At 69.5% G+C, this 20,054-nt stretch carries 16 protein-coding genes and 2 pseudogenes; 6 read left to right on the plus strand and 12 right to left on the minus strand.

Annotated elements, in window-relative coordinates; all coding sequences use genetic code 11:
* Window positions 1–139: 139 nt before the first annotated feature.
* From OG446_RS10600 to OG446_RS10610, 3 genes are all read right to left on the minus strand, one after another.
* Complete coding sequence (locus OG446_RS10600; protein WP_328893790.1) at window positions 140–1,732, minus strand: MFS transporter; 1,593 nt, start codon at window positions 1,730–1,732, stop codon at window positions 140–142.
* 171 nt (window positions 1,733–1,903) lie between these two features.
* Complete coding sequence (locus tag OG446_RS10605) at window positions 1,904–2,374, minus strand: MarR family winged helix-turn-helix transcriptional regulator (protein ID WP_328893791.1); 471 nt, start codon at window positions 2,372–2,374, stop codon at window positions 1,904–1,906.
* 248 nt (window positions 2,375–2,622) lie between these two features.
* Window positions 2,623–3,615, minus strand: coding sequence for a LacI family DNA-binding transcriptional regulator (locus OG446_RS10610; protein WP_328893792.1), 993 nt, complete (start codon window positions 3,613–3,615; stop codon window positions 2,623–2,625).
* A 328-nt stretch (window positions 3,616–3,943) separates the two neighbouring features.
* Here OG446_RS10610 and OG446_RS10615 point away from each other — a divergent pair, with 328 nt between their 5' ends.
* Window positions 3,944–5,659 carry a discoidin domain-containing protein gene (locus OG446_RS10615; RefSeq protein WP_328893793.1) on the plus strand — a complete coding sequence of 572 codons (1,716 nt, stop codon included), beginning with the start codon at window positions 3,944–3,946 and terminating at the stop codon, window positions 5,657–5,659.
* Window positions 5,660–5,834: 175 nt separating this feature from the next.
* On the plus strand, window positions 5,835–7,205 hold the full coding sequence (locus tag OG446_RS10620; protein WP_328893794.1) for a DUF1996 domain-containing protein: 1,371 nt from the start codon (window positions 5,835–5,837) through the stop codon (window positions 7,203–7,205).
* Window positions 7,206–8,032: 827 nt separating this feature from the next.
* Here OG446_RS10620 and OG446_RS10625 read toward each other — a convergent pair.
* The 3 genes from OG446_RS10625 to OG446_RS10635 form a co-directional block, all read right to left on the minus strand.
* Window positions 8,033–8,473 (minus strand): phosphatase PAP2 family protein, encoded by a 441-nt coding sequence (locus tag OG446_RS10625; RefSeq protein WP_328893795.1) that lies wholly within the window; start codon window positions 8,471–8,473, stop codon window positions 8,033–8,035.
* Window positions 8,474–8,679: 206 nt separating this feature from the next.
* Window positions 8,680–9,300 carry a phosphatase PAP2 family protein gene (locus OG446_RS10630; RefSeq protein WP_328893796.1) on the minus strand — a complete coding sequence of 207 codons (621 nt, stop codon included), beginning with the start codon at window positions 9,298–9,300 and terminating at the stop codon, window positions 8,680–8,682.
* Window positions 9,300–9,974, minus strand: a complete 675-nt coding sequence (locus OG446_RS10635) for a DedA family protein (protein ID WP_328893797.1) — start codon at window positions 9,972–9,974, stop codon at window positions 9,300–9,302. The genes OG446_RS10630 and OG446_RS10635 overlap by 1 nt, the downstream gene beginning before the upstream one ends.
* Before the next feature lie 153 nt (window positions 9,975–10,127).
* Here OG446_RS10635 and OG446_RS10640 point away from each other — a divergent pair, with 153 nt between their 5' ends.
* Together OG446_RS10640 and OG446_RS10645 are read left to right on the plus strand one after the other, a co-directional pair.
* Window positions 10,128–10,499, plus strand: coding sequence for a BlaI/MecI/CopY family transcriptional regulator (locus OG446_RS10640; RefSeq protein ID WP_328893798.1), 372 nt, complete (start codon window positions 10,128–10,130; stop codon window positions 10,497–10,499).
* On the plus strand, window positions 10,496–11,437 hold the full coding sequence (locus tag OG446_RS10645; protein ID WP_328893799.1) for a M56 family metallopeptidase: 942 nt from the start codon (window positions 10,496–10,498) through the stop codon (window positions 11,435–11,437). The genes OG446_RS10640 and OG446_RS10645 overlap by 4 nt, the downstream gene beginning before the upstream one ends.
* 61 nt (window positions 11,438–11,498) lie before the next feature.
* On the opposite strand, the pseudogene OG446_RS10650 reads toward OG446_RS10645, so the two are convergent.
* Window positions 11,499–12,247: pseudogene (locus tag OG446_RS10650) on the minus strand (transposase family protein).
* Window positions 12,248–13,164: 917 nt separating this feature from the next.
* Between OG446_RS10650 and OG446_RS10655 the strand changes: the two are divergent.
* Both OG446_RS10655 and OG446_RS10660 read left to right on the plus strand, forming a co-directional pair.
* Window positions 13,165–13,825 (plus strand): annotated as a pseudogene (locus OG446_RS10655) (IS5 family transposase); the annotation flags it as partial.
* 439 nt (window positions 13,826–14,264) lie between these two features.
* Complete coding sequence (locus OG446_RS10660) at window positions 14,265–14,783, plus strand: hypothetical protein (protein ID WP_328893800.1); 519 nt, start codon at window positions 14,265–14,267, stop codon at window positions 14,781–14,783.
* A gap of 111 nt (window positions 14,784–14,894) precedes the next feature.
* Here the strand turns inward: OG446_RS10660 and OG446_RS10665 are convergent, their stop codons facing one another.
* From OG446_RS10665 to OG446_RS10685, 5 genes are all read right to left on the minus strand, one after another.
* Window positions 14,895–15,164 (minus strand): XRE family transcriptional regulator, encoded by a 270-nt coding sequence (locus tag OG446_RS10665; RefSeq protein ID WP_328893801.1) that lies wholly within the window; start codon window positions 15,162–15,164, stop codon window positions 14,895–14,897.
* A gap of 179 nt (window positions 15,165–15,343) precedes the next feature.
* The gene (locus tag OG446_RS10670) at window positions 15,344–15,718 is read right to left on the minus strand and encodes a nuclear transport factor 2 family protein (RefSeq protein ID WP_328893802.1); all 375 of its coding nucleotides are present in this window, start codon (window positions 15,716–15,718) and stop codon (window positions 15,344–15,346) included.
* Window positions 15,719–15,807: 89 nt separating this feature from the next.
* On the minus strand, window positions 15,808–16,596 hold the full coding sequence (locus tag OG446_RS10675; RefSeq protein WP_328893803.1) for an SDR family oxidoreductase: 789 nt from the start codon (window positions 16,594–16,596) through the stop codon (window positions 15,808–15,810).
* Entirely contained in the window at window positions 16,589–18,361 is a 1,773-nt protein-coding gene (locus OG446_RS10680) for an ABC transporter ATP-binding protein (RefSeq protein ID WP_328893804.1), read from the minus strand. The genes OG446_RS10675 and OG446_RS10680 overlap by 8 nt, the downstream gene beginning before the upstream one ends.
* Window positions 18,358–20,010, minus strand: coding sequence for an ABC transporter ATP-binding protein (locus tag OG446_RS10685; RefSeq protein WP_328893805.1), 1,653 nt, complete (start codon window positions 20,008–20,010; stop codon window positions 18,358–18,360). Before OG446_RS10685 ends, OG446_RS10680 begins: the two co-directional genes overlap by 4 nt.
* Window positions 20,011–20,054 lie beyond the last annotated feature (44 nt).

Below are 20,054 nucleotides of genomic sequence, written 5' to 3' on the forward strand. Positions count from 1 at the left end.
GCCCGTCGAGGCCGGAGCAGCGGCCCGTACGCGATGCCGGTGAATCCGTCCCGGGCCGACGACACCACAACGGCGTGGGCCCCGGGTGGCATCGCTCGGCCACGGGACCCAGGCCGATGGAGGGCTCCGCCGGTCGCCGTCAGGTGACGGGCTGCTCGGGGGCGCGTCGTACGCCGGCCAAGGCGACGAGTGCGCCGACGACGCACAGGGAGCCGGCGACGAGCACGGAAGTGTGCACGCCGTTCATGAACGCCTGATGGCTCCCCTCGACGACGGCGCTCCTGAGCCGGTCCGGCATCTCGCCGGAGACGGGAGCAACGCCCATGGCCACCGCGTCCTTCGCCTCGTTCAGCCGGGCGGCCGCGTCCGCGGGGACGCCGGCGGCGGTCAGTTCACCGGTGAGGGTGGAGCCGACCCGGCTGCTGATGAGCGAGACCAGCACGGACGTGCCGAGCGCGCCGCCCATCTGCAAGGCGGTCGCCTGCAGACCGCCCGCCACGCCGCCGTCCCTGACCGGCGCGTTGCCGACGATGGCATCGGAGGAGGACGCCATCACCATGCCGACGCCCAGGCCGAGCGCGATGAACGGGGGCCACATCGCGGTGTAGGAGGAGTCGGCGCTCCAGCCGAGCATGGCGAAACAGGCGACCGCCTGCAGGGCCATGCCGAGCGGCATGGTGAGCCGCGGCCCGAACCTGCCCGTCAGCGCCGCCCCGAGCGGGGAAGCGACGACCGAGGCGAGGCTCAGCGGCAGCGTGCGCACACCGGCTTCCACCGGAGTGAACCCGCGCACGCTCTGCAGGTACAGCATCACGAAGAAGATCACGCCGAGCAGCACGAAGAAGTTCAGCGCCGTGACGACCGTGCCGATGGTCAGCGCCCGGTTACGGAACAGCCGCATGGGCAGCAGGGGGGAAGCGGCCCGGTTCTCGTGGAGCCCGAAGGCGACCAGAAGCACCGCACCGGCTCCCATGGCACCCAGGGTGCCACCGGAGGTCCAGCCCCACGTCTCGCCCTTGACGACCCCGAACACGAGGGCGAGCAGCCCCACTGCCAGCAGGACGACACCGAGAATGTCGAACTTCTCGTCCGCGGCAGCGCTGTTCCTGGTCTGCGGCAGCACGATCATGCTGAAGACCAGCGCGATGACGCCGATGGGGGCGTTGATGTAGAAGACCGACTCCCAGTTCACGTGCTGGACGAGCAGGCCGCCGACGATGGGCCCGAGGGCGGTGGAGACCGACGACACCATGGCCCAGATGCCGACCGCCATGCCGAACTTCCTCGGCGGGAAGACCGCCCGCAGCATGCCGAGGGTGTTGGGCATCAGCAGGGCCCCGAAGAAGCCCTGCACCGCGCGGAAGGTGATGACGCCTTCGATGGATCCGCAGAGCCCGATGGCGACGGACGCGGCGGTGAAGCCCGCGACACCGATCAGGTAGACGGTACGGCGGCCGAAGCGGTCGCCGAGCTTGCCGCCGAGGATCAGCGCGGCGGCGAGGGCGAGCAGATAGGAGTTGGTGACCCACTGCAGGTCGGACGTGGAGGCTCCCAGGTCCCGGCCGATCTCGGGATTGGCGATCGAGACGACCGAACCGTCCAGGCCGACCATGAAGAGGCCGAAGGCGACCGCGATCAGGGTCAGCCACGGTTTGGCCCGCAGGCCCTGGGGCCTGTCCAGGGGTGGTGCTTGGGTCGGCGGAACCGGGGAGTCGGTGGTGGCGGAGGGCATGACTGTGCCTGTTCCTTCAGGAGTGCGTGGAAAGGGCGCGGACCGGTGCGGACACGGTCGCGGGGGTACGACGCCGGTGAACCGGCACACGGAGAGCCGGCGCGGCGCGCGCGTGGGTGCGGGTGAGTTCGCCTCACGCCCTCCGGGCCCCGAAGGACCGGGAGCGCGTGATCAGTGGCGAGCTTGCACGTGCTGGGTGAGTGCCGCGAGGGCGCCCAGAGCGGAGCCGATGGCGTCCATCTCACCGTCCGTCAGCGCACGCAAGGCGTGGCCGAGATGGGTACTCAGCAGTCGCTCGACGTCGGCGACCTGCTGCCTGGCGACCGGAGTGAGGTGCAGGTGCGCGACCCGCTTGTCGGCCAGGTCCTGCCGGCGCTCCAGCAGCCCCTGCTCGGTCAGCTGGGTGACCATCGCGCTCACGTTGTTCGGCTTCATCAGCAGCGCCTCGGCCGCGGCGCGCACGGTGACGCCGTCGTTGTCCTCGACATGACGAAGGAGCGCGAGCTGTGCCTCAGGAGGCTTGGGGTGCGCGAAGTCCCGCGCGACCTGACGGTCGAGGGCCCGAGTCAGCTCCGGCAGGCACGCCACGAGGCGTGCCGCCACGTGGTCGATGTCCTGGGCGGACGCGTTGTGCTCGGGCATTCCACCAATATAGGTATGCCTTGATATCTATGTCAAAATACCCACTGCCCGCCCCGGGCAGGGCGGGCAGTGGGTACGAACCGGAATCGGACCGCCGAACGCCGCCGAGCCGCGTCCGCACGCGCCTCCGGTCTTCCGCGCGGCCAACAGCGCGCGGAAACGACCCCGAAGAAGACGTCCCCCCGGCCCAAACGATTCCGCCCAGGCGCGGGCGCTCCGCTCGCGGGGTGAGGCGGGCCGACGGGAGATCAGGTCGACTCGCGCACGACGAGTTCGTTCGGCATGATCACCGGCCCCGTGGGGCCGCCGTCGATCAGGCCGAGGAGCAGATGGACGGCGGCGGTCGCCTGGTCGGCCATCGGGCTGCGCACCGAGGTGAGCGCGGGACTGGTGTAGGACGCGGCTTCTATGTCGTCGAAGCCGATGACCGCCACGTCCTCGGGGACGCGCCGGCCCGCTTGGTGGAGGGTGCGCAGGGCTCCGATCGCCATCAGGTCGTTGGCCGCGAACACCGCATCGAGGTCGGGATCGTCCTCCAGGAGCTGCCGCATGGCTTCGGCGCCGGAGGCTCGGGTGAAGTCGCCCAGTGCCACGATGGAGCGGCGGCCGGTGTCACGCAGCGCCTGCCGGTAGCCGTCGAGGCGCTCACGCGCTTCGTACAGTTCGAGCGGCCCCGTGATGGTGGCGATCCGCCGCCGACCGCGCTCCAGGAGATGACGCACGGCCAGCGCCGCTCCGCCGGCGTTGTCCAGTGCGACGTACGGGACGTCCTGTGCGGAGGTGCGGTTGAAGGACACGACAGGCAGGCCCTGCCGGGCCAGTGCGGCCGGCAGCGGATCCGTACCGTGCAGGGCGACCAGGAGCACGCCGTCCACGTGCCCGCCGGCGATGTACTGCACGACCCTGGTCCGGCTCCGGTCCGATTCCGCGAGCATGAGCACGAGCCGCTTGCCCGCCGTCTCGAGCTCTCTGCTGACGGCGCGGACCACGGCGGAGAAGAGGGGGTCGTCGGAGACGACTCCTTGGGGCGGGTCGGACACCACCACGGCGAGGGTGTCCGTGCGGCGGGTGACGAGATTGCGTGCCGCACCGTTGGGCACGTAGCCCAATTCGTTCACGGCGCGCATGACGACGTCCCGGATCTGCGGGGCGACCGTCGTCTCGCCGTTGATGACCCGGGAGACGCTCGATTTGGACACGCCCGCTCGGGCGGCCACCACATCGAGAGTGGGGCGTTTCATACCTCTCCGTCCCCTGTGCCGCCGCCCTGGTTCGCGCGCGGGGCGGGATTTCTCATCAGGGCAACCTCCGGCTCTGCGTCATGACGATGCGAGCAGCGTATCCGCAGGCCGGGGCGACATGAGCATGCCCGGAAGGGCGTATCCCTCAGCGCCACCCCCGTGGCCGTCGGCGGACCGCATGAGTCGTGAGAGACCGCTCCCTCAATGCGTCACAGGCGTTACGTCGCTGTTTTTTCGAGGTGAAGGAGCTATTGACAGCCTTTACCAGCCCCTCCATCCTCCCTTCCAGGGAGCGCTCCCTGAACTCCCCCCACTTGAGGAGTCGCCCATGCAAGCGCCACTGCGTCGCTTCAGCTTATTTTTGGCCCTTGCGGCCGCACTGCTCGCTTTCGTCGCTCTCCCCACACCTTCCGCGCAGGCGGCGGAGGTGCTGCTCTCTCAGGGAAAGCCCGCCACCTCGTCGAGTACCGAGGGAAACTTCGGCGCCGGTAGCGCCGTCGACGGCGACCCCGGGACGCGCTGGTCCAGCGCCTTCACCGACCCGCAGTGGATTCAGATCGACCTCGGGGCGAGTGCCGGGATCAGCCGGGTCGTCCTCAACTGGGAAGCCGCGTACGGCACGGCGTTCAGGATCGAGGTGTCGAGCGACGCGGAGAGCTGGACCGTCGTCCACCAGACAGCGGCGGGCACGGGTGGCACCCAGAACCTGGCCGTCTCCGGCACCGGCCGCTACGTACGCATGTACGGGACGCAACGCGCCACCGCTTACGGCTACTCACTGTGGGAGTTCCAGGTGTACGGCACCGGCGGTCCCGGCGGTGACACCGCCAGGCTGCTCTCCTACGGCCGGCCGGGCGCCGCTTCCTCTTCCCAGAGTGACCAGAACTGCTGGGAATGCACGCCGGCCAGGGCCTTCGACCGGGATCCGGCCTCTCGCTGGTCCACGAGCTCCACCACGGGATGGACCGATCCGGGCTGGATCTCCGTCGATCTCGGGGCGACGGCGCAGATCGACAAGGTCGTCCTGCAGTGGGATCCCGCGTACGCCAAGTCCTTCCAGATCCAGGTCTCCTCGAATGGAGCCGACTGGACACCGATCTATTCGACGACGTCCGGCACGGGCTTCAAGCAGACGCTGGCCGTCTCCGGAACGGGCCGCTACGTACGCATGTACGGGACACAGCGCGCCACCCCTTACGGCTACTCGCTGTGGGAGTTCCAGGTGTACGGCACCGGCGGCGCTCCGATACCGGCTCCGCCGCTGCCGAGTGACCCCGCGAACCCGCCGCGGCTGGTGTGGAGCGACGATTTCGACGGCGCCGCAGGCGGCAGGCCCGACTCCTCGAAGTGGAGGGCCGACCCGGGCACCGGGCCGAACAACGAGCTGGAGTACTACACCGACCACCGCAACGCCGCGCTGGACGGTGCGGGACACCTGGTGATGGAAGCCCGCAAGGAGGCCACCGCCGGATCGTCGTGCCCGCGTGACCCGCTGAGCGGCAGCACCACGTGTCAGTACACCTCGGCGCGGATGAACACCGGCGCGACGTTCCAGTTCACCTACGGCCGCGTCGAAGCACGCATCAAGGTGCCCAAGGGCAACGGTCTGTGGCCCGCGTTCTGGATGATGGGCGGCGACTTCCTGACGGGCCGGCCGTGGCCGTACAACGGCGAGGTCGACATCATGGAGATCCTCGGCAAGGACGTGAAGACCGCCTACTCGACCGTCCACGCGCCCGCCTACAACGGCGGGGGTGGAATCGGCGCGCCGTACACACTGCCCGGGAACGCCGACTTCTCCGACGACTTCCACACCTGGGTCGCCGACTGGAACAGCAAGGGCATCACCTACAGCCTGGACGGCCGGACCGTTCTGACTCTCGACAAGGAGCAGGTGGAGCAGACACGGGGACCGTGGATCTTCGACCACCCTCACTACCTGATCCTCAACCTGGCGGTCGGGGGTGACTGGCCGGGCCCGACGGACGCCGGCACTCCCTTCCCCGCCAAAATGCTCGTCGACCACGTGCGGGTCTATCAGTGACCCCTGGCCGCCCGGTGACCGCGAAGGTCCCGGGCGGCTCCGCCCACCCCCTGCGGGCGGCGGTCCGAGACACCCGAATCCCCCTGCGGGCGGACGCCGCTGTCCGCCTCCCGCTCTCCCATCGCCGCACTTCGGCGAGCAGACCCGTCCCCCCTGATGCCCGTGAGGAAGTGAAATGCGCAGATATCCCGCCCATCTGTACACACTGTTGGTGAGCGCTCTGGTGGTCGTGCTGGCCGCCGCCCTGAACCTGACCGTGTCGACCCAGCATGCCCAGGCCGCGACGGTCACCGTCCAGGCCGAGTCCTACGCAGCCCAGTCGGGTGTCGTGTCGGAGGCGACCGGGGACACCGGGGGCGGGCAGAACGCCGCGTACCTCGCCAACGGCGACTGGATGCGCTTCGACAACGTCGACCTCGGCGCGGCCGGCCGGATGACGGTGTCGGCCCGGATCGCGTCCGCCGTCGGCTCGGGCACGGTGGAATTCCGGACCGGCAGCCTGACCGGACCACTGCTCGCCGTCATACCGGTCTCCCCGACCGGCGGTTGGCAGACCTGGGCGACCCGGGCCACCGACGTCACCACCCATCCCACCGGCTCACAGACGGTGTTCGCCGTGCTGCGCAGCACGGAGGCCGGCGACTTCGTCAACATCAACTGGTTCTCCTTCGTCGGCGCGGGCGACACCCCCGCGGCCGGATGGGTCCCCATCGACCAGGCCAAGTGGGACGCCCAGCTGGCGCAGTTCCGTGCGATGACGCCCGCCGCCGTGCCCGCCGGTATCGTCCGGGTCCCGGAGTTCAACGCCACCTGCTCCTACAGCCACTCCAAGCCGGACGACCCCATCGTCCTGCCGGGCCTGCCCGGTGCGTCCCACATGCACAGCTTCTTCGGCAACAGGAGCACCGACGCGTTCTCCACGACCCAGTCGCTGCTGACCAGCACACCCACCAGTTGCACCCCTGCCAACGACCTCTCGGCGTACTGGATCCCGACCCTGTACGAAGGCGACAAGGCCGTCGAAGCCGAGGGCATGATCGTGTACTACGGTTCCCGGCTCGTCGACCCCTCGGCGACCGTGCCCTTCCCGCAGGGGTTCCGCATGATCGCGGGCAACGCCAAGACCCAGACGCCCACCCCGGCGGGCTCGCCGGGCCAGTACTGGTGCGCCGGCGAGGGCGGTGAGATCGGCCGCAGCGCCGACGGCAACTGGCCGCGCTGCGCCCCGACGGCCCATCTCACCCACCAACTCGTCTTCCCCGACTGCTGGGACGGCAAGAACCTCGACAGTCCCGACCACAAGTCGCACGTGGCGGCCACCTACGACGGCAAGTGCAGCGGCGCCTACCCCGTCGCCATCCCCAACCTCTCCTTCGTCGTCAGCTATCCGACCAGCGGCAGCTCCGCGGGCTTCCGGCTGGCCTCGGGCATGGCATCGTCCATCCACGGCGACTTCTTCAACGCCTGGGACAACGACGGTCTCGGGCACCGCGTGAAGGACTGCATCACCCAGAGGGCCAAGTGCAACTCCGCCGGCACGTTCTGACCCTGCGGTGTGCATGCGCCATGGTGGTGGCGCTGCCGGCCGTCGGCTGCACCTCGCAGCCGACGGCCGGCACGTCGCCCGGACCGCCCGGCTGCCGAGCTGCGAGCGGCACAGCCTGCGACGAGACAGCGGTGAGCCCGAGCGTCTCCCCCACAGTCGTGGGACCGCCGCACAAGGCCCTTCAGCCGATCGGCCACAAGGGCCCGGTCGGACACAAATGAACCGCTGTCACAGCGCGACAGCGGTTCAGTACTGCACGGCGTGCGGCCGATACCGCACGGAAAACAGCCGCGAAATCAACGTTCTCGCAGGTCAGAACGTTTCCGCAGAGTGAAGCTGGTGGGGCGGGTGGGACTCGAACCCATAAGCGCGACGCCTCTCACCTGCGGCTTCTTTGACGAACCAAGGGAATCCCCCTGTTTCCGTCCGCCTGCATCCCGCTCGATCCCGCTCCACCGGCCGACGGTGCAGCGTTCGCTGCACCGCTTCCCCAATGCTTTGCAACCGATTCAGCCGAACCTGACTCGGCCCCGGACTGACGTGGTCGACACAGAAAATAGACCCCCCGACCCGACGACCACGGTACGCACATCCAGCTGACCGCTCTCGACACAGGAAGGCAGAGCGTCACCCTCAGCGAGATAGCGCCATGCGTCCCCAAGCAGTCGGAGCCGGGGCGTTTCGCACGCAGTATCGGCATCTCGTCGAACGACGGCAGGCCAGCAGTGGAAGCTTCGTCCTCCTTCCAGCGCCTAGATCCCGATCGACCCGTCATGACCGGGCTCCCGGGCACGGATCACCATCGCGACCACCGTCGCGAGGAGCGTTTAGGCCGCGGCGAGGAACCATCCGCCCACGACGTCACTGGCCCAGTGCACCCCCGGCCACACCCGGCTCACTCCCATCACTGCGACCCAGAGCACGGCCATGGCCACACACCACCTGTACGCGGGCGGCCTGCGGGCGAGGAGAGCGAGGACGAGCAGCCCCGCGGCCATCGACGTGGTGGTGGTGTGCCCGGAGGGAAAGGACCAGCGCGAAGCGTGCGTGAGCCAGTCCTCACGCGGGGGCCGCGGGCGCGCGATCACCGTCAGGAGGGCGAAGCGCAGCGCCTGCCCCAACGCCAGCCATACGGCGAACGCCGCGACGGGCAAGGCAAAGCGGGCCATGGGGCGCCGCCCGTGGCCGGCGTCGAGGGCCGGTGCGGCGATGAGGCCGGCGGCCAGAGCCACGAGGTAGGGGGTGATGCCGGTGCCGGTGGCCGTCACGGCGCGCAGCGTGGCAACGACCGGGGGCGGCCGACTGCCCAGGGCCCAGCGGCGTATGCCCGCGTCGCCCGGGATCAGCCCCCCGCCTGCGGCGAGCACCGCCGCCGAGAGGGCCGTGAAAGCAGCAGCGGCGAGAACACACCAGCACACCAGGTGAACCCGCGGGCTGCGGGCGGCAGTCGGTGTTCGGGGTGCGCCGGCGAGGTTCACGCGGCGACCAGCGGGCGCAGAGGTCCTCGCCCGAGCAAGTCGGCCAGGGCAGGTGCGTGCCTGGACAGCAGCAGCGCCAGGATCGCGGCAACGAGCCCGCCCACGGCGAGCCCGGCGATGATGTCGTGCGGGTAGTGGGCACCGACCCACACGCGGGAGACCGCCATGGCCGTTGCGCCGATGGTCGCGATCACGCCCAGGCGCGCCGAGACGGACCACAGCGCGACCGCCGCGGCGGCGGCCAGGGTGGCGTGGTTGCTGGGAAAGGACCAGTCACCGGGCGCGGGGCACGCCTCCAGCGTGATCACGTGCAGCGTCTGGCAGGGGCGGCTCTCGCGCACCGCTTGTTTCAGTACGGTGCTGGCGGCGAACGCGATCACGGTCAGGACGGGCACCGCCAGGGCCTTCACCGCCTGTGGTGCGTTCTGCCGGCGGGCCTGCCACCACCCGGCCAGCATCATGACCGCGAACAGGGCGAGCCCGTAGGTGGAGTAGCCGGAGATCAGGTTGTCCAGCCAGGTCGGGGCGTGGTGCGCGGTGTCGACCACGTCCAGATACGCGGCTCCGTCGATGCCCGAACCGTCATGCGCCTGTGCGGCGACAGCCGTGATGTGCATCAGGCTCCCCCGTCCGTGTGGTGCGCGCGTCGCGAACGCAGGATCTCCAGCCCGACGGGGATGAGCGAGATGACGACGATGACGGCGATGATCGGCAGGAGGTAGCGGTCGATGTCGGGGACCGACGCGCCCAGGCCGTAGCCGGCGAGCACCAGGCCCGCGGTCCACACCAGCCCGCCCAGGACCTGCCAGAGGGTGAAGGTGCGCGCGGGGACGCCGAGGGCACCGGCGAGCGGGTTCAGGACGGTCCGTACGAGCGGCAGGAAGCGGGCCAGCACGATCGCCTTGGCGTGCCCGTATCGCTGGAGGATGTCCGCGGCACGGTCCGCGCCTTCGCTGAGCTTGCGGGACTTCGTGCGGCTCAGCAGCGCCGGGCCTGCGCGGCGGCCGAGCAGGTAGCCGGTCTGAGCCCCGGCCAGTGCGCCTCCGGCGGCGGCGACGAGGACCCACGGAAGGGACAGATGGCCTGGTGCGGAGGACGAGCCTCCGGCGCACAGGAGGCCGGCGGTGAACAGCAGTGAGTCGCCGGGGAGGAAGAACCCGAGCAGAAGGCCGGTCTCGGCGAACAGGACGGCGGCGATGCCGACCGTACCGAAGGTGGCCAGCAGCGACTGCGCGTCCAGGACGTTCACAGCGAGTTGGAGCGACGGTGCGGCATGGAGCGCGAGCGTCATAGGCGCTTACCCCTTCGGTGATGGGCTGTCGGATGTACGGCCACGGGGAGACCGGGGGTGCTACGGGGCCGCGCCGGTGGCTGAGCACCTTACGTCTACAACGTAGTAGTCGGTCTACTTTACTGTAGACGACGCGGCGGGGATGATGGCTCCATGACGGAGGCGACGGGTGAGCGCAGGCCCGCGGGCGAGTTGGAAGCCAGCGTGCTGGCCGCTCTGTGCGCGGCAGGCGGGCCACAGTCGGCGGCGGAGGTGAGAGCGGCGATACCTCAGGAGCTGGCCCGTACCACGGTGGCGACGCTCCTCGCACGCCTGCACGAGAAGGGGACAGTCGGACGCGCACCGGGCCGGCGCGGCTTCCTGTACTTCGCGGTGCAGGACTCCCACGGGCTGACCGCACGGCGCATGCACCGGGAGCTGGACCAGGACGATGACCGCAGCACGGTGCTGGCCAGGTTCGTCGCAGAGCTCAGCCCCGCCGACGAGGCAGAGCTCAAACGCCTGCTGGAGGGAGACGTCCAGTGATCACCCTGCTGCTGATCCCGCTCGTCATGCCCTGGGCCCTCCTGCCGCTGGCGCGGCGCACGGTAGGCCTGGTACGGCCTGGGATCGCACTGTGGGGGGTCACCTGCGCGACGGCCGCACTGGCCGTCGGAGTTGTGGCAAGCCTGGGCGCCCTCCTGCTGCCCATCGCCCTCGCGCTCCCGCCCGTCTCCGCGCTCGCGGATCTGATCCACCCGCTCAGGGCGGGGCCGGAACTACTGGTGCTCGGCGTCTCGGCGCTGGCAGCCGGAGGGCTCGCGCTCGCCACCTCCCGCGTACTGCTCAAGGGGGCGTCGGAGCGGGTGCGTCTGCGTGCCGCGCGCGCCCGCGTCGCGGGCCTCCCGAGCGCCGGAGGGCTCTGCGTCCTGAACGATCCGCGCCCTGACGCCTTCGCGCTGCCGGGCGGCGCGCACCGGGCGGACCGGATCGTGGTGACCACCGGCATGCTGCGCGCCCTGGGGCCCGTCGAGCGCGAGGTTCTGTTCGCGCACGAGAGGGCTCACCTCTCCGGCAAGCACCACCTCTTCCTGGCCACCGCCCAGTTCGCCGGCTGGTGCCATCCCGCGCTGGCGGCGGTCGCCACCCACGTGTCCTTCGCCGCCGAGCGGGTGGCCGACGAAGCCGCTGCCCGCCACTGCGGCGACCGCACTCTCGCGGCCCGGTCCGTGGGACGCGCGGCACTGGTCGCCGGCCGCGACCGGCGTGCGGCCGACACGCCCGCCCTGGCCCCCGGCGTGGCCACCGGCCCAGTCCCGGCCCGCGTCAAGGCGCTGCTCACCCGGGCGCCCGTACGGTGCGTGGTTCCCGCACTGCTGGCCATGGCGCTCGTCTGCACGACAGCCGGGGCCTCCTCACTGACCGGCGCCGTCCGGCTGCACCGAGGCATCGAGGTCGCCCAGGGCGAACACCCCTCCGACTGAGGACTGAAACCCGCCGGGGGACCGTAAGACGTTCACTCTGTCTCACATCCAGTGAGCGTTTTCAGCGTTGCCTCTCCAGGGTGAGGATGCCCTTGGTGATTGACGTCATTCGATTGGGGCTGCATCGCGATCTTCGGATGATCCTCCAGGACTCAAGTCGTGCCACGCCGCGTTCGACGGGTGCCCGGGACGCGGCCAGTGCCTGGTTGATCGTCCGTTCCGTCGGGGTTGACTGCCCGCCGGGTGGGCGTCTGCGTCCGGTGGTGACCCAGGGTCCGGCACCCGCGTAGGCGCGGCCGACCAGGACGGGGACGCCCTGGCGCTCGCAGATCCGGATGATCCGGTGGGTGCGGGCCGCGGTCAGATCGTGACACCGGCCCGACAGGGCCGGTGAAATCCACAGAATCTGCCCGACCGGGTCAGTCACGACCTGCACGTTCACGCCGTGGCGGCGGTGCTTGTGGGAGTAGTCGGTCCGGCAGTCGCCGACCCGGTCGCACTCGGCGAGCGTCCCGTCGGGCAGAACGTACTCCGGGTCGGTCTCGCGCAGGACCTTCAGGAGGCCCGGTGTCCGGGAGGCCAGGAGGTCGATGACCGCGGTGGTAAGGCGTGGGCGGTGCCGACCGACATCCCGCAGCCGGCAGAGATCTGGGCCAAGGTGTCGTGCTTGTGCAGGTACACCAGAGCGACGAGTGCACGTTGGTGCGGCGGAAGTTTGCAGCGGCGGTCACCCTCGCGGTAAACGATGCGCATGGTGACCCACTCGACCAGCACATGGGGCAGGTCGAGTGCGGCAGGACAGGGAACCAACGAGACACCTGCGCTGATGAGTTGAGACGTCGAACATCTCCCTCAACGGCACGGGTGCCTCGTGCGTTGCAGCCTCGCCACCGTCACCCCATCAGTGGCCACTCCGAAAACGCTCGCTCACGCACGAGTTACTCCGCGCCGGACGAAGCGAGAGCGACTCATCGCATTCCCGGGCGGCCGTGGGACCGTTCATACCCCTCCCACGGAGACGGCACCACAAAGGCCCAGGTCACAGCCATGCAGAGCTGGTCTGCACGCCCTCAACGCAGCGTTCGCTGCACCTCTATGCAGCGAACGCTGCACGGAAGACGCCCCCGGAAAACACGTTTCCCCAGGTCAGAACGATTCTGCCTGGGGATATGGGTGGGGCGGGTGGGACTCGAACCCAAAACGGTGACGCGTCTCACCTGCGGTTTTCTCAGAGACACGGATATATCGTCCTGTTTCCATCCTGCTGAATCCCCCTCGATCCGGCTCCAGCGGATCCGGTGCAGCGTTCGCTGCACCGGTACGAGAGGCACAAGAAGCCGCGTCAAGCACATCCGATCACGCGCTTCTCGATCGACACGGTGTGGGGCTCCGCTGGTGACCGCCACGCTGGCGAGGCATCCAAGAAAAGGAGGCTACTCGACACCCCGCGTGACTGTAGGTGATCAAAACCTTCACCGTCGAGACGAGTCCGACCCGGCCCCTTCCACGGGATACTGGCGTAGGTGCGGGACCCACTCCCCTGATCCCTCCGCCCGGTGTCGGCACCGAGGCTGACATCGTCGGCACGGCGGTGGCCAACGGCGTGCGGCCCCAAGCAGGCGGCCCGAAAAAATGCGGGGCCGGTGTCGGTGGGACAGGGAATGCTGGTGCCCATGGAAGACCCAGAGCAGCAGGACAGTGACGAAGACGTAGAGCCGGACGACGCCTGGGCCGTGGACGGAACGTGGGAGGGAATCCTCACTGCGGTCCTTGCAGCCGCCGACGAGGGCAAGGACATCGGCTGGACGGTATCTGTGGACTCCACCGTCCGCCGGGCCCACCAGCACACAGCGGGAGCAAGGAAAAGGGGGCGCCAGATCGGGCTGAGCCTGACGATCACGGGCTCGGACGTTCCCGCGGCGGCCTGAGCACAAGGTGCATCTTGCCAGCGACAGCCACGCTCGTCCGTTCCCGTTCCCGTTCCACGTGACCGCAGGCCAGGCGGGCGATGCGCCGTCGTTCGAAGCGGTGCTGGCAGGCATTCGTGTCCCGCGGCTTGGGCCGGGACGACCGAGAGTCCGGCCGAACGCTGTTCTGGCGGACCGCGCGTATTCGTCCCGTGCGATCCGGAGCCATCTCCGTCGGCGCGGGATCCGTGCCGTCATTTCCCAACCGTCCGACCAGGTAGGTCACCGACGGCGACGCGGTCATGTGGGAGGCCGGCCTCCCGCCTTCGACGCCGAGGCGTACAAGCAGCGCAATGCTGTCGAGCGATGCATCGCCCGGCTCAAGCAGTGGCGTGGTCTCGCAATGAGAACGGACAAACTGGCCATTGTCTACCTGGCTGCACTCCACCTTGCTGCCATTCTCATCTGGGCCAGGCGATAGCCCTCTGTCTCAGCGATGGTCATCCGGCGCGCACTCGGGTCACGTGAGGTTCATGACGGGGACCTTCAGCGAGTTCCCGTATGTGAGCCGGTCGTGGGCGCACGGCATCAAGGCCGGGCGCGGAAGGGGAAGGTCTCGCCGCCGGGCGGGGAGGCTCTGCGGTCAGACCAACAGAGGGGAAAGGGTCGTTCAAGAGGTCCGGCCGTGGCGAATGGATCGCCACATCCGCGCCACACCCACTCTGCTTCGGGCGACAGTTAGCAGTGCAAGCCCTCACCACGTTTTCCTGTGCCACAGGAACAGTTCGACATAACCGGGAACAGTTCGAGCGGCGCCAACTGTTCGGTGCCGGTCTACAACACCCCATAGAGTGAGACCGGGGGTGTGTCGTATATCTGATACGCCCCCGGCCCAAGCCTTCGATCGGAATGTGAAGAGAATGTGGATCGAGCGAATCGCTGAGGCTACGCACCGGGAGCCGCTTCGGCTCGATATTCCCTGGAACAGCATCGAGGAAGATCTTGGTACTCAACTGCCCGAAGATTACAAGAAGCTTGCCGAGACGTTCGGCAAGGGCGAATTCTCGGAGTTCTTGCGTGTTTTCACCGTCGATGCCACGAGGCAGTTCGACCTGGTCAGGATCTGGAAGAAGTATCTCGAGGGCGGCCCGGAGAGCGGCCCAGATCCCGCCTTCAAGCCCTACCGGATGTACCGGCCAGGTCAGCGCGGCCTCATTCCCTGGGCGTTCGGTGAGATGAAGTGCAGCTACTTCTGGCTGGCGTCCGCGGATAAGGATCCGGCGAGCTGGCCCATTGTCACACAGGGAGATCCGTATCCCTGGCACGAAGTGAACATGTCCACTTCCGAGTTCGTCTGCCGAGTGCTGACCGATCCCGATTTCGAGCCGTTCTCGATCGCGAGGCCTTTTCCGGAGCCTGACTTCTATCCGATGGACTGAAAAGTCATCCCATTTGGCGAGTCTGCGGTAGCAGATGAGTGTGCAGGCGATGCTGGTGAAGGCCAGGAAGTGATCGCCCTTGCGTTCGTATTTCAGCCCTGCCCAGCGCGCCTACTCGAGGTCTATGGCCGAGTCCGCCGATGGCTCACGGCCCATCGCCTCGGACGGCGTGGCCTTGATGCTGCCCGGAGCCCAGCCAAGGACTTCCTCGAAGTTTCGGGCAACAATCGGGGCGGGCAGGTCCCCACGGTCGCCTTCGAAGGTCCTGAAGGTCGCCTCACTCAGCCACCCACGGCGTGCGAGTTCACGTTCCGAGATGCCTTCGGCCTCACGGAACTCGATGAGGGCTTTCGCCAGCCGCGCAGATTCCTCTCCGCTCATGAGCGCAGTATGTCGCAGAGCCCAGGCTGGGACAGCCCGCTGACTTTTTCGCCCTCGCCATGCAACCGGCGATCGTCACCAGCCCAGACCTGCACGCCAATCCCATGACAGAGTCAGATATCAGACAACGACTCGCATACCGCCCTCTGAGACCGTGACCCGATTCGGGCGATCGTCGACTACTGCTCAACCTGCATGCGACGGACCAGACGACCCTCGAACTCGTACACATGACGGACCTCCTCTCGAGCAAGGACGGAACCGCCCGGGTCGCGAGCCACCAGTCTGACCGCGACTTCGATCCGGCCGTCGCCCCGTTCCCGAAACTGCACAGGTGTGAGAGACAGCCGAAGCTGAGCCCACTGGCGAATCCAGTAGTCGCGGACCGACGCCCGTCCTTCGAGGTGCCCGCCTTCCCAGCCGTTGGGCCACTGGACATCGGCGGTCATGGCTGCGAGGATCCGATCGATCTCGCGGGCGTTGAACGCCTCGTACAGCTCGCGGAGCTCCCGCGATCGGGCGGACGTCGACGGCCTGTCATCACTGTGGGGCACTGAATCATCCTCTCGCCAAAATGCGCGTCCTACGCTGGTGCTGCAGGCTCGACGTCGCCGACCTTCGCGATCGTCAGCGGCCGAGCGGGTCACAGTCCACCAGCCGCTCGGATGCTGGCTCCGGTGACATAGCTGGCCTCGGTGCCGAGCAGCCAGACAATGGCCGGAGCGATCTCGTCGGGCTCTCCGGCTCGGCCCAACGGGATGCGTGTGGCAGCGCGCCCGGCGCGGTCCGGATCCCCGGCATCGGCGTGGATCCTCGTGTGCACCGTGCCCGGCGCCACGGCATTGACCCGGATCCCTTGGTTGGCGACCTCCTTGGCGAGTCCCACGGTCATCGCTTCGACCCCGGCCTTGGCTGCGGCGTAGTGGACGTAGTCGTGGGCCGAGCCCAGCGTGGCTGCTGCCGAGGAGACATTGACAATTGCCCCACCGTGTCCGCCGCGGGTGGTGGACATTGCCCGGACCGCCTCACGCGCACACAGCAGCGCGCCGACGAGGTTCACGTCGACGACCCGGCGCAGCACCGCGACCGGGGTGTCCGCCAAGTCTCCAAGGTGTGCGGTCAGTCCGGCGTTGTTCACCAGTCCGGTGACGGCGCCCAGGTCCGCGGCAGCGGCGAACAGCTCGGCAACGTCATCTTCGTCGGTCACGTCGCCGGCCACGGCGACGGCTCTCACGCCGTGGTCCTGTGCTGCCGCGGCTGCCCTCTTGGCGGAGGCGCGGTCGTCGCGGTAGCCGACGATCAGGTCGTGTCCTGCACGCGCCAGGTGCGCGACGGTGGCGGCGCCGATCCCTCGCGCCCCGCCGGTGACGATCGTGAGCGGACGGACTGCCGGTGGCACGGGTCCCGCGGGTCGGCTTCGTCTGTCACTCATGGTTGTCAGTCCTGTCGTGGCTGGTCTCTGCACTCCAGGTTTCCCAGAGGGCTGCGTAGGAGGTCGCGGTGGTGACGAGGTGGTCGTGGTGGCCGAGCTCGGTGATGCGGCCCCCTTCCATGATGGCGATGCGGTCAGCGTCTCGGGCAGTCTGGAGTCGGTGGGCCACGGCGATGATGGTGCGGCCCTGGATGGTGGCGGCGAGGGCTTGTTCGGTGCGGCGAGCGGTCGTCGGGTCCAGCAGGGCGGTGGCCTCGTCGAGGACGAGGGTGTGGGGATTGGCGAGCAGGACTCGGGCGAGCGCGACGTGCTGGGCCTGGGCGCCGCCGAGCCGATGGGTGCCGAGGTCGGTGTCGAGCCCGTCGGGGAGGTCGTCGAACCAGTCTGCGCCGAGGACGTCGAGGGCCTCGAGCAGCTCGTCGTCGGTGGCGTGAGGTGCCGCGATGGTGAGGTTGTCGCGCAGCGGGTCGGCGAACACGTGGTGCTCCTGGGTCACCAGGACGACGTGCTGGCGAAGCTGCTCGGGTGCGAGGTCGGCGACGTCCGCACCGCCCACGGTGACCCTTCCTGATCGGGGACGGTCGATGCCGGCAATGAGGCGACCCAGGGTGGTCTTGCCTGCTCCCGACGTCCCCACGACGGCGAGATACTCGCCGGCCCGGACGTCGAGGTCTACACCGTGGAGGACGTCGGCCCCGTCGTAGGCGTAGCGGACGTCGGTGACGACGATGTCCTGGTCGGTGGGGACGGCCGTGACGCCCTCGGCGCTGCGTCGTGGCGGTTCCGCTGACGAGGCGAGGCCCTCGATGCGGGCGAACGAGGCAGCGCTGCTCTGCAACGTCTCCACCCAGATCAGGATCGTATCGATCGGGGTGGTGAGCTGGCGCAGGTAGAGGACGACCGCGACGACGGTGCCGAGGCTGAGCTGGTGGTCGAGGTAGAGCAGGCCGCCCACGCCGAACGCCGCACCGACGGCAAGGGCGGTGGAGGCGTCGATGGTCGGGAAGAACACGCTCCGCAGGCGAAGGGTGCGCAGCTGGGCGGCTGTCGCGGCAGCGATCGCGGACGAGCAGTCGGCGGCCCGCCGCTCCTGCAGGCCGAGCGCTTCCACCGTCCGGGCGCCGGCGGCGGTGCCGGCCAGGACGTCGGCGACCTCGGCATGCGCGGCTGCCTGGGCCAGATAAGCCGACCGGGCGCGGCGCAGGTACCAGCGCAGGACCACGGGGATGGCGACGAGTGCGACCAGTCCGACGGCGCCCAGCCCGGGGGAGAGCAGGACGACGGCGACGATGATGATCAGCGCCTGGGCAAGGGCGAACACCATCTCTGGCGCGGCGTCGCGCAGAGCGAACGACACCAGGCCGGCGTCGGTCGTGGCACGTGAGGTCAGGTCGCCGGTGCCGGCCCTTTCGACAACTCGTGCAGGGATCCGCATGAGCCGGTCGGCCAGCTGCTCGCGCAGTCGGGCGGCGGTCTGTTCGCCGAACCGGTAGCCCAGGCGGCGGGCCTGGTGCCCGATCAGGAGCTGCGCGGCCGCGGCAAGCACCACGAGGAGGCCCAACCGGTCGATGGTCGCGACCCCAGCCCCGGCCTGCACCTCGTTGACGATCTGCCCGAGCAGCCACGGCCCGACCAGACCTGCGCCCGCCGCCGCGCAGTTGGCGAGCAGCACGACGATGAATGCTGCGCGGTCGGAGCGGATGAGCCGCCACGCAGCACGGCGGACCTCGCCGGGCTCTGCCACCGGCAACGGCTGCGCGCTCATGCCTGGATCTCGGGGTCGTGGGCGCTGGTGGCCGGTCCTCCGCGGTGGACCAGAGCGGCGTAGGCGGGGTTGGCCAGCAAGGCGGTGTGGGTGCCGCTTGCGACCACCCGGCCGTCGGCGAGCAGGTGCACCTCGTCGGCTCCTTGCAGCACGAGCGCGGAAGTCGAGGTGACCAATGTGGTCTTGCCGCGACGGTGGTGGGTGAGGCGGTCGACGATGGTGGCCTCCGTGGCGGCGTCGAGCGCCGAGGTCGGGTCCACCGCGAGCAGGACGGTCGGGTCGGCGATCGTCGCCCGAGCGAGCCGGACGCGTTGGCGTTGACCGCCGGAGAGGTTCCGTCCCCCGGAGTCGATCCTCGACCCCAGGCCCTCGGGCAGGCCCCGGACCACGTCGTCGGCGGCGGCGGTGTACAGCGCGTCCAGGATCGCAGCCTCACCGAGTTCGGCGACGTCGAGGCGACCGGCCACCACCTGGGCCAGGGACCCGGCGAACAGGGCGGCGTCGTTGTCGGCCACCAGCGCCTGCTCGTGCAGCTGGGCGGGATCGAGCTCGGAGGTCGGCTGCCCGGCCCAGGTGGCACCTGGGCGGAAGCCGCCGAGCCGGTCGACGAGGGCCACGGCGTCGGAGTGCTGGGCGGTGGCGACCGCAGCGAACGTCCCCGGTGTGATCCGCAACCCGGAGGCCTCGTCGATCAGGTCTCCCCGCCCCGGGGGCACCGCCGTGCCGGTGCTGTCGGGGCGCACGTCCAGGAAGTCGGTCACCCGACGTGCGGCCACGAGAGCCTGGCTGAGATCGAGCGCGCCCTCGATGAAGGAGGCCACCGGCACCGCCAGCACCGCGGCGTAGCCGGCGACCGCGACCAGTTCGCCCACCGTGATGCTGCCCTCGACCGCGAGCCGGGCGGCCAGCCACACCACCGCTGCGGAGAACAGTGTCGGCAGCCCCAGACCGGCTGCCTGGATCACGCTCGTGACGCGGCCGACCCGATAGCCGTGCTGCAGCAGCCGCTGCGACTCGGCGCGGAAACGGTCGGCGTAGACCGCTTTGCCGCCCAAGCCGTTCAGGACGCCCAGCCCCGCGACGATGTCCACCATCCGACCCGTCACTCGGCCCTGCTGCTCGCGATACGGCGTACCGACCGTCCGGAGCCGGCGCGTCGCCGGACCCACGACCAGGGCCAGGACCGGAACCCCCGCCAGCACGACCACAGCCAGTGGCACCGAGATCCGCAACAGCAGCACCGCGATCACCACGTAGGCGAGCACCGCACCGACTCCCGGCCCGGTCGCGGTGAGACTGCGCCCGATCGTCCACGCGTCCCCACCTCCGATGGCCACGACCTCCCCGGTGAGCGCGCGACGCGCCATCGTGTCTCCCAGACGGATGCCGTGGGCGTTCACCTCTGACACCGTCCGCAGCGCCGCATCCATGCGCACCCGGGTCATGGTGCGATGCCGCCAGATGCTCAGGCCCGCCAGGACGCCCCCGACCAGGAGCAGGACAGCCGTCCACCCCAGCACCACGTTCCGCTGGCCCTCCGCGAGGCTGTCGATCGCACGGGACAGCACGTACGGCGGTAGGGCGAGCCCCACCATCCAGGCGCTGCCGAGCACCGCTCCGAGCGTCACCCGGCCGCGCTGCCGAGACACGAGCCACGCCAAGTACGACCACGGGCCACGGGTGTAGGGGCGCG

Source organism: Streptomyces sp. NBC_00236, from assembly GCF_036195045.1.
Taxonomy (GTDB): Bacteria; Actinomycetota; Actinomycetes; order Streptomycetales; family Streptomycetaceae; genus Streptomyces.